The 9,125-nt window shown below is 58.9% G+C and carries 9 protein-coding genes; 4 read left to right on the top strand and 5 right to left on the bottom strand.

From position 1 onward, the window contains the following. Nucleotides 1-136: 136 nt before the first annotated feature. From QLG10_RS29515 to QLG10_RS29500, 4 genes are all read right to left on the bottom strand, one after another. Nucleotides 137-916 carry an ABC transporter permease gene (locus QLG10_RS29515; RefSeq protein ID WP_020799677.1) on the bottom strand — a complete coding sequence of 260 codons (780 nt, stop codon included), beginning with the start codon at nucleotides 914-916 and terminating at the stop codon, nucleotides 137-139. After that, the gene (locus QLG10_RS29510; protein WP_020799678.1) at nucleotides 913-1,845 is read right to left on the bottom strand and encodes an ABC transporter ATP-binding protein; all 933 of its coding nucleotides are present in this window, start codon (nucleotides 1,843-1,845) and stop codon (nucleotides 913-915) included. Before QLG10_RS29510 ends, QLG10_RS29515 begins: the two co-directional genes overlap by 4 nt. A 132-nt stretch (nucleotides 1,846-1,977) precedes the next feature. Then, nucleotides 1,978-2,601, bottom strand: a complete 624-nt coding sequence (locus QLG10_RS29505) for a glutathione S-transferase (protein WP_110754156.1) — start codon at nucleotides 2,599-2,601, stop codon at nucleotides 1,978-1,980. A gap of 43 nt (nucleotides 2,602-2,644) precedes the next feature. Next, the gene (locus QLG10_RS29500; protein ID WP_110754158.1) at nucleotides 2,645-3,304 is read right to left on the bottom strand and encodes a transglutaminase family protein; all 660 of its coding nucleotides are present in this window, start codon (nucleotides 3,302-3,304) and stop codon (nucleotides 2,645-2,647) included. Between the two features lie 248 nt (nucleotides 3,305-3,552). On the opposite strand from QLG10_RS29500, the gene QLG10_RS29495 reads away from it, so the two are divergent. Both QLG10_RS29495 and QLG10_RS29490 read left to right on the top strand, forming a co-directional pair. Beyond that, the gene (locus tag QLG10_RS29495; RefSeq protein ID WP_110754160.1) at nucleotides 3,553-6,000 is read left to right on the top strand and encodes an acyl-CoA dehydrogenase; all 2,448 of its coding nucleotides are present in this window, start codon (nucleotides 3,553-3,555) and stop codon (nucleotides 5,998-6,000) included. Between the two features lie 81 nt (nucleotides 6,001-6,081). Next, nucleotides 6,082-6,489 (top strand): PA2817 family protein, encoded by a 408-nt coding sequence (locus QLG10_RS29490; protein WP_110754162.1) that lies wholly within the window; start codon nucleotides 6,082-6,084, stop codon nucleotides 6,487-6,489. Between the two features lie 133 nt (nucleotides 6,490-6,622). Here the strand turns inward: QLG10_RS29490 and QLG10_RS29485 are convergent, their stop codons facing one another. Beyond that, nucleotides 6,623-7,621 carry a LysR family transcriptional regulator gene (locus QLG10_RS29485; RefSeq protein WP_110754164.1) on the bottom strand — a complete coding sequence of 333 codons (999 nt, stop codon included), beginning with the start codon at nucleotides 7,619-7,621 and terminating at the stop codon, nucleotides 6,623-6,625. A 91-nt stretch (nucleotides 7,622-7,712) separates the two neighbouring features. On the opposite strand from QLG10_RS29485, the gene QLG10_RS29480 reads away from it, so the two are divergent. Both QLG10_RS29480 and QLG10_RS29475 read left to right on the top strand, forming a co-directional pair. After that, nucleotides 7,713-8,339, top strand: coding sequence for an alanyl-tRNA editing protein (locus QLG10_RS29480; protein WP_110754167.1), 627 nt, complete (start codon nucleotides 7,713-7,715; stop codon nucleotides 8,337-8,339). Between the two features lie 25 nt (nucleotides 8,340-8,364). Further along, nucleotides 8,365-9,003 (top strand): LysE family transporter, encoded by a 639-nt coding sequence (locus tag QLG10_RS29475; protein ID WP_282488472.1) that lies wholly within the window; start codon nucleotides 8,365-8,367, stop codon nucleotides 9,001-9,003. The last annotated feature ends 122 nt before the right edge of the window (nucleotides 9,004-9,125 follow it).

Genomic DNA, 9,125 nt, shown 5'->3' with positions numbered 1-9,125 from the left:
AGCCCTTGGTTACTTGGGGCTCTTCCAAGTGACTCGCTGTAAGAGCGAAACCCTAAGTGGCCGTTACCGCAGGAATGGATATGTACTCCGTCAACAATCAATAGGTCGGCTGCCAGGCCGCCATCGTTTGAAAATCTTAAGTACGCATCCCCCGCCCACTCACCAGCAGCCGCGCACAACCGATGTACAGCACGATCGTCGCCACCACCATGAACGTAATCGCAATGCTGATCCGAATATCCGACACCCCGAGAATGCCGTAACGGAACGCATTGACCATATGCAGCACCGGGTTGGCCAGGGACACGGTCTGCCAGAACGGCGGCAGCAACGAGATCGAGTAGAACACCCCCCCCAGATAGGTCAAGGGCGTCAGCACAAACGTCGGGATGATCGAGATGTCATCGAAGTTGCGCGCAAACACGGCGTTGATGAAGCCCAGCAGCGAGAAGATGGTCGCAGTCAGCACCACCACCAGAATGGTCACGCCCAGGTGATGCACCTGTAGATCAGTGAAGAACAGCGACAACAGCGTCACGATGATCCCGACCATCAAGCCGCGCAGCACGCCGCCGAGGGTGTAGCCGATCAGGATGGTGTGCGGCGACACCGGTGACACCATCAATTCTTCGATGGAGCGCTGGAATTTGCTGCCGAAGAAACTCGATACCACGTTGCCGTAGGAGTTGGTGATCACCGACATCATGATCAGGCCCGGCACGATGTACTCCATGTAAGTGAAGCCACCCATATCGCCGATTTGTCGACCGATCAGGTTGCCGAAGATCACGAAGTACAGAACCATGGTGATCGCCGGCGGCAGCAGGGTCTGCGGCCAGATCCGGGTAAAGCGCCGGACCTCACGGTAAACGATGGTATTGAGGGCAACGAGGTTGGGCTGCAGCTCGGAACTCATACCGCCACCTTCGACAGATTTTTCTCCACCAGGGACACGAACAACTCCTCGAGGCGATTGGTTTTGTTACGCAGGCTCAGCACTTCAATGTTCTGTTGGGCGAGCTGAGTGAACAGCGCAGTGATGCCCATGCTTTTGTCCACCTGGACTTCCAGGGTGTGGGCATCGAGCAAGCGTGACGGATAGCCGATCAACTGTGGCGGCGCGCTTACGCTGCCCTTCAGATCCAGCAGGAAAGTCTCGACGTGCAGCTGGCCGAGCAACTGTTTCATGCTGGTGTTCTCGACGATGGTGCCGTGATCGATGATGCCGATATTGCGACACAACTGCTCAGCCTCTTCCAGATAGTGCGTGGTGAGGATGATGGTGATGCCTTTCTTGTTCAGCTCGGTAAGGAAGGTCCACATCGAGCGGCGCAGTTCGATGTCCACTCCGGCAGTCGGTTCGTCGAGGATCAGCAGGCGCGGTTCGTGGACCAGCGCACGGGCGATCATCAGGCGACGCTTCATGCCGCCGGACAGCGAACGCGACGGCACATCGCGCTTGTCCCACAGGCCAAGCTGGGTCAGGTATTGCTCGGCGCGTTCCTTGGCAACTTTCGCCGGGATGCCGTAGTAACCCGCCTGGGTCACGACGATGTCGAAGGTCTTTTCGAACTGGTTGAAGTTGAACTCCTGGGGTACGACGCCGATGCAGCGCTTGAGCGCCGCCGGGTTCTTGTCCAGGTCGTGGCCGAAGATATTCACCGTGCCGCTGGTCTTGTTCACCAGGGTCGAAAGAATGCCGATGGTCGTGGATTTGCCGGCGCCGTTGGGGCCGAGCAAGGCGAAGAAGTCACCTTCGGCGACATCCAGATCGATACCACTCAAGGCCTGGAAACCGTTGCCGTAGGTTTTGGTTAGCTGCCGGATGGACAGAGCGGAACTCATATCGGATTACGCACCAAGAAGGGAAGAAAGGGACAGATATGGGCGGGCGGCGAGCAATGCAACCGCGGCGCATCAGTGCAATGGTGCTTGTCGCCGCCGCACAAGTACAGTCAAGTGTGTCGATAGTGAGTATTAAGTCAACGCGGTCATGACTGCCTTGCGATACGCCGGACGCTCTTTCAACCGTGCGTACCAGGCCTGCAGATGGGGCTGCGGCGAGCGTTCGATCGGCATCTCGAACCAGGCATAAATGAAACTCCCCAGGGGAATGTCGCCCATGCCGATCTCGTCACCGGACAGGTATGGCTGGCTCGCCAGCGCCTGATCGGCCATCGCCAGCAGCGCTTCGCATTCCTTGATTGCAGCCTGGATCGCAGGCCAGTCCTGTTGATCGGCCGGGGTGCGCATTACGCCCCAGAACACCGTACGGAACGGTCCTGCCAAACTCGAAGTGGTCCAGTCCATCCACTTCTCGGCGCTGGCCCGCGCTTGCAGATCTGACGGATACCACGGAGTGTTCGGCGCATGCCTGGCCATCAGGTAGCGGACGATGGCGTTGGATTCCCACAACACGAATCCATCGTCTTCAATCACCGGCACGCGGCCATTGGGGTTCATGGCACGGTACTCGGGCGTATCGACAACACCAAAGGCACCGCCCGCATCAATGGCTTCATAGGCCAGGCCCAATTCCTCGGCGGCCCACAATGGTTTTCTGACATTCGATGAATTTTTCCGACCCCAGATCTTCAGCATGACCGCCTCTTTATGGATGAATGCGCAGGCAGCATACGCCGGATCAGGCGCGACTCAAATCGCTGCGCATGTCTCCCAGCAGCGGCGCAAGATGCTCGCCGAACAGGTGCGGATAGCACTTTTCAAGGTGTTCGAAGAAGAACTTTTCCGGCACGTCGGTGAACTGGCCGTGGTCGATCAGGTACTCCATCAGCTTCTCACCGTCGCGATTAAAGGGATGAAATACGCTGTCATTGATCCCGTCGAATTCCAGCGGCGCCACATTGAATAAGTCGCACAGGCCCTGGTTGAACGCCGGAGTGGCCTTGACCCAACGACCATTCAAATAGAGCTCGGTGTAGCCGTGCATGGCGAACACGTCGCTCTTGAGCAATTCGAGCAGGCGCGGGGTCGACAGATGATTGCGCACGTCCGCCAGACCGATGCGTGCAGCAATCCCGCAGTGCCGCGCGGCACCGGCCAGCAGCGTGGCTTTGGGCACGCAATAACTCTCCCCGCTCGCCAGCGCATAACTGCCACGCAAGGTCTGCGGGTCACGGCTGAAGGTGTACGGGTTGTAGCGCACCGCCTCGCGCACGGCGTAATAGAGCTGAATCGCTTGCTCGAGCGGGTCGCGACTGGCACCACGATGTTTTTCGGCGAACTCCACCACGCAAGGGTGGTCACTATCGATGAAGCGGCCGGGGCTCAGATACTCGTGCATGCGGGCAATCTCCAGGGCAAGCCCCGAGTCTAGCGAGAGGTTAAGCACAGAGATAACGACGTTTCGGCCAAACATGGGCGCTTTGCCGCCCGCTCAATGAACGATTTTTCACGGTCTGTCACACCTAAGGCCTACACAATCATCCAGGGTTTCCCACGATTTCAGTCACCTCGCTCTGACCACCCCGTTTCGCGGATGCCGTCTAAGCTCTGTGGGTTGGTTCGCCCTGGGTTCACGGAGGATTAAATATGCTGCTGTTGTGGATACTGGTTCTGGTTGTCGGGATAGCTTATTTAGCCCACCGTCGTATCGCGCCGCTGCCTGCCCTGGGCATCGTGGCTGTGTTTCTGCTGGCAATGGGCGCATTCAGCCGCGCACCGGGCTGGCTGCTGTTGATTTTCTGGGTGCTCACCGCCGCCGTGGCGGCGCCTCTGCTATTGCCTGACCTGCGCCGCAAATTCTTCAGCGCACCGATGTTCAACTGGTTTCAGAAAACCCTGCCGCCGATGTCGGACACCGAACGCGACGCCATCGAAGCCGGTACGGTGTGGTGGGACGGCGAGCTGTTCAGCGGTCGTCCGGACTGGAACAAACTGCTCTCCTATCCCAAGGTGCAACTGAACGAGGAAGAACAGGCTTTCATCGACGGTCCGACCGAAGAGCTCTGTGCCATGGTCAGCGACTGGCAGCTCGGTCAAACCATGGACTTGCCGGCCGAGGCCTGGACTTACATCAAGGACAACGGCTTTTTTGCCCTGATCATTCCCAAAGAGTTTGGCGGCAAGGGGTTCTCGGCCTACGCCCACTCGCAAGTGGCGATGAAACTGGCCAGTCACAGCGGCGATCTGGCTTCTACCGTGATGGTCCCCAACTCCCTCGGCCCGGCCGAACTGTTGCTGCACTACGGCACCGACGAGCAACGTAACCATTACCTGCCACGCCTGGCGCGCGGCGACGAAATTCCCTGCTTTGCGCTGACCGGCCCTCTCGCGGGTTCGGACGCGGGCGGCATGCCTGACACCGGGGTGATCTGCAAAGGCGAATGGGAAGGCAAGGAAACCCTCGGCCTACGCCTCAATTGGGAAAAGCGCTACATCACCCTGGGCCCGGTCGCCACCCTGCTCGGCCTGGCGTTCAAGGCGTACGACCCGGACCACCTGCTGGGTGAAGAGGAAGACCTGGGTATCAGCCTGGCACTAATTCCAACCGATCTGCCCGGCGTGGAAATCGGCCGCCGTCACCTGCCCCTGGGGGCGGCGTTCATGAACGGTCCGAACTCCGGCAAGGACGTGTTCGTGCCGCTCGATTACCTGATCGGTGGCCAGGAAATGCTCGGCAAGGGCTGGATGATGCTGATGAATTGCCTGTCCGTCGGGCGTTCGATTTCCTTGCCGGCAGTGGGCACCGGCATGGCCAAGTTCACCAGCCTGGTGACCGGCCAGTACGCGCAGATTCGCGAGCAGTTTAACGTGCCGATTGGCGCTTTCGAAGGCATCCAGGAAGCCATGGCGCGCATCGGCGGCAATGCCTGGATGATGGACGCCGCGCGGATGCTGACTGCCAACGCGGTGGACCTCGGCGAGAAACCGTCGGTACTGTCGGCGATTCTCAAGTACCACCTCACCGAGCGTGGCCGCGAGTGCATCAGCCAGGCGATGGATGTACACGGCGGCAAGGCGATCATCATGGGGCCGAACAACTACCTGGGCCGCAAATGGAACGGCGCACCGATCTTCATTACCGTGGAAGGCGCGAACATTCTTTCGCGCAACCTGATGATCTTCGGCCAGGGCGCGATTCGCTGCCACCCCTTCGTGCTCAAGGAAATGGCCCTGGCCACTCGGGAGGACAAGGATCAGGCACTCACCGAGTTCGATGGCCTGCTGCTCAAGCACATCGGCTTTGCCGTGGGCAACGCCGCCAGCACGCTGGTGCTGAACCTCGGTTTCGGGCACCTGGAGCACGTACCGGGCGACAAGCTCAGCCAGGGTTATTTCCGCGCGCTGAACCGTCAGGCAGCCGCATTCGCCCTGCTCGCAGACCTCAGCATGATGCTGCTCGGCGGCGAACTGAAACGGCGCGAACGCCTGTCGGCACGATTGGGTGATGTGCTGAGCAACCTGTATCTGGCCAGCGCCGCGCTCAAGCGCTACAACGACCTCGACTCGCCGGAATACATGAAGCCGCTGTTTACCTGGGCCATGGAGGAAAGCCTCGGTCACGGCGAGCGGGCCATGGATGAATTGCTGAACAACTTTCCGAGCAAGGTGCTGGCCTGCCTGCTGCGGGTGATCGTGTTCCCGTTCGGGCGTCGCCACAAAGGGCCGTCGGACAAACTCGGCGCCGAAGTCGCCGCCGTGATTGGCCGCGCCAAGGGGGATCCGGCCCTGGAGGAAGTGCTGCTGGGTTGCTATCGCCCGCAATCGGTCGAAGACCCTGTTGGCGTCCTGCAGCACACCTGCGATCAGTTGAACGCCGCGCTACCCATGCGTAAAAAACTGCATGTGGCGCTCAAGAGCGGCCAGGTCAAACCGGTCGCTGGAGAAAATGTCATCGATGCCGCACTGGAAGCCGGCGTGCTGCAACCGTTGGAAGCACACACGCTACGCGAGGCCGAAGTGGCACGTCGCAAAGTGATCGATGTCGATGCTTTCGACAAAGAGGAAATAGCACTGACCGATGGCAAGGTCCGCTGATCCATCCAGCGCACCATCATGGGAAAATGCGCGCGGGGGCTTTATACTCCCGCGCCCGTTTTGCTCTTGAGGACTAATCTCGTGTCCAACATCGTTGCCGATCATCTCGTTTTGCTCGACCATCTGCGCAGCATCCTGGTCGCCGTAGGTGAGGCCGAACAGGTTCCCGACGAAAGCCATGCCTTGTTCCTGGAGCGCTTCGACGAACTGCTTGCACTGCTGCCGGTCGACCCGATCGAAAGCCAATACCTGGGCCAGGACATCCTGTGCCAGGTCATCGCCCGCTACCCGCAAATCGCCCACCTGGTGCCACGCGACCTGCTTTGGTACTTCGCCGGTGACTGCCTGCATTACATGCCCGATGATGAAATCGACCTGTACCAGGCACTGGAAGAACGTCGTTTCGAAGCCGAACAGAATGACGAGCCTTTCGACTGGAACCAGGAAAAACAGCTGCTGTCCTTGTCCAATCAAGACAGTAAGCACTGATGCAAAAGGCCCGCATGATTGAACATGCGGGCCTTTTTTCAGGATCAAAAGATCGCAGCCTTCGGCAGCTCCTACATGGAAATCACGTACACCCTGTAGGAGCTGCTGAAGGCTGCGATCTTTTGATCTTTCCTCAGAACAACCCCTCACTTTCGGGCAGCTCATACTCCGAAACCGCAATATTCGAACTGCTCGACTTGCCCGGCTTGCCCAACGTCGGCTCCTTCTCCAGGCACTCCACCAGGTAATCGATCAACACCCGTAGCTTCGGTGGCAGGTATCGCGTGGGCGAGTACAGCAACCACGCGCCTCCGTGGTAGGACGCCAGGAAAGTCCAGTCTGGCAACACTTGCACCATCAATCCCTTCTCCAAGGCTCGACGCGCGGTGAAGTACGGCAGGCTGCCGATGCCGATGTGCTGCAGTACCGCGCCAAAACGTACGCCCGTGTGATTGGCGGCATATCGTCCGCGCACCCCGACGGTTACGGATTTGCTGCCCTTCTTGAACTTCCAGCGCGCATCGCTCGGGGTTTCGCCCAAGTAGATGCAACTGTGGTTGAGCAGGTCATGGGGGTGAGTCGGCGTACCGTGCTCAGCCAGGTATTGAGGGGTGGCGCAGAGTAAATGGTCGATGCTCAGCAGCTGTCGCCCCACCAACCCCGCTGGCGGCCGGTCGGTGATGCGAATCGCCAGGTCGACGTGATCGTCGATCAAATCCACCTGACGATCCTCAAGCAACAGCTCCACATCCACCTTGGGGTAACGGCGCAAAAACTCCGGCATATGCGGGTGAATCACAATTCGACCGACCGCTTTCGGCACGCTGAGGCGCACCACCCCTTCGGGCTCGTCGGTGAACTGGCCACTGATTTCCATCACTGACCGGGCGGCGTTGACCATTTCCTGACAGTGCTTGAAGACCTCCTCGCCACCGTCGCTCAACCGTAACTTGCGTGTGGTCCGTTGCAGCAGGCGAGTGGCCAGGGCCTTTTCCAGACGCGAGATACTGCGACTGACAGCCGAGGGCGAAGAGCCCAACTGGCGCGCGGCTTCGGAGAAACTGCCGGTTTCGACGACCTTGACGAAAATCGCCATTTCACCCAGCAACGGCAGTGGAAGATTTATGCTCACAACGCAACAGTCCTTTGATGTTTGAACGGATTATCACGCTAAACCGCGCTTCATATAATAAAAAATAGAAATTTGAATACGAGCATGGAATATGACGCTTCGCCTCTTTTTCCATAGTGATGACCTCAAGGCCAATGTGGAAGTCCTGAACTGCGCACCTCACGAGAGCGAATTTGCCGTGGTGCTGCGCGCAACCTTGTTTCACCCTCAGGGCGGCGGGCAACCTTGTGATACGGGCTGGATTGGCGACAGCCGGGTACTACGCGTAGTCCAGGACCCGGACCGGATCGTCCATTTCGTCGATCAGCCGATCAACCTTGGCATGACCTTGATTCGGGTGGATGAACAACCTCGCCAGATCAATACGCGCATGCATTCAGCCGGCCATCTGATTGGACACTTCGTCCAGGCCATGGGCTGGATGCCGATCAAGGCGCATCACTGGCCCGGTGAAGGGCGGGTGCAATTCAAACCGTCAGAATCGGCGCAGGACGTAGACGCGCAGACCGTGCAAAACGGCCTCGAACAGTGGATCGCCCATGACCTGCCGCGCCTGACGTCGCTGCGCGAAGGCGCCCGGGAAATCAGTTTTGGCGAACTGCCCGCCTATGGCTGCGGCGGCACACACGTACGTAGCCTGAAGGATTTGGGCTCGGTCACGATCACGTCGCTTTCCCAAAAGAAAGGCACGTTGTCCGTCCACTACCTCGTGGACTGAGTCCCCCCGACCTTCTGGAGTTGAGATGCTTTCTAATTACCTGGGCGAATTCCTGGCATTGGCGACGATTCACTTTCTGGCCGTGGTCGCACCCGGACCGGATTTCGCCGTGACGATTCGCCAGAGTGTGCGTTTCGGCCGAATGGTTGGCATTTGCACGGCACTGGGGATCGGCGCAGGGATTTCCGTGCACGTGCTGTATACCTTGCTCGGAGTCGGAGCGCTGATGCATACCACGCCCTGGCTATTGACGGTGGCCAAGGTCGTGGGTGGAGCCTACATTCTTTATCTGGGTGTCAGTCTGGTGCGCAGCCGGCCGAAATCCGTATTGGAAGGTGATCAGCCGACGGATCAGCCCGCCGTCGAGCAAACGCTGCTGAAGGCGTTCACGACAGGTTTTCTGACCAACGCCACCAATCCCAAGGCCACCCTGTTCTTCCTGGCGATCTTCACCACAATCATCAGCACCGCGACACCCCTGAAGATTCAGGCGCTATACGGTGCGTGGATGTGCCTTGTGAATGCCCTGTGGTTTGTGATCGTTGCCTTGTTCTTTTCAAGCAGCCGGGTCAGGTTGCTGTTCATGCGCATGGGACACTGGCTCGAACGCAGCATGGGGGTGGTCCTGATTCTGTTCGCCGGGCGGTTGATCCTGTCGATGTAAAACAGCGTCAGCACCTAAATCGCGCACAAACAAAAACGCCGCTCAATGAGCGGCGTTTTTGTTAAATATGGAGCGGGAAACGAGACTCGAACTCGCGACCCCGACCTTGGCAAGGTCGTGCT

It is taken from the genome of Pseudomonas sp. V98_8 (genome assembly GCF_029967975.1).
In the GTDB taxonomy this organism is placed as follows: domain Bacteria; phylum Pseudomonadota; class Gammaproteobacteria; order Pseudomonadales; family Pseudomonadaceae; genus Aquipseudomonas; species Aquipseudomonas umsongensis.
Note: the sequence above shows the minus strand (reverse complement) of the source record. Positions and strands in the feature narration are given on the sequence as shown.

Excerpts from the sequence above, each read along its gene's own strand:
- QLG10_RS29505 (WP_110754156.1), bottom strand. The coding sequence starts at position 2,601 with ATGCTGAAGATCTGGGGTCGGAAAAATTCATCGAATGTCAGAAAACCA.
- QLG10_RS29510 (WP_020799678.1), bottom strand. The coding sequence starts at position 1,845 with ATGAGTTCCGCTCTGTCCATCCGGCAGCTAACCAAAACCTACGGCAAC.
- QLG10_RS29500 (WP_110754158.1), bottom strand. The coding sequence starts at position 3,304 with ATGCACGAGTATCTGAGCCCCGGCCGCTTCATCGATAGTGACCACCCT.
- QLG10_RS29480 (WP_110754167.1), top strand. The coding sequence starts at position 7,713 with ATGACGCTTCGCCTCTTTTTCCATAGTGATGACCTCAAGGCCAATGTG.
- QLG10_RS29495 (WP_110754160.1), top strand. The coding sequence starts at position 3,553 with ATGCTGCTGTTGTGGATACTGGTTCTGGTTGTCGGGATAGCTTATTTA.
- QLG10_RS29475 (WP_282488472.1), top strand. The coding sequence starts at position 8,365 with ATGCTTTCTAATTACCTGGGCGAATTCCTGGCATTGGCGACGATTCAC.
- QLG10_RS29515 (WP_020799677.1), bottom strand. The coding sequence starts at position 916 with ATGAGTTCCGAGCTGCAGCCCAACCTCGTTGCCCTCAATACCATCGTT.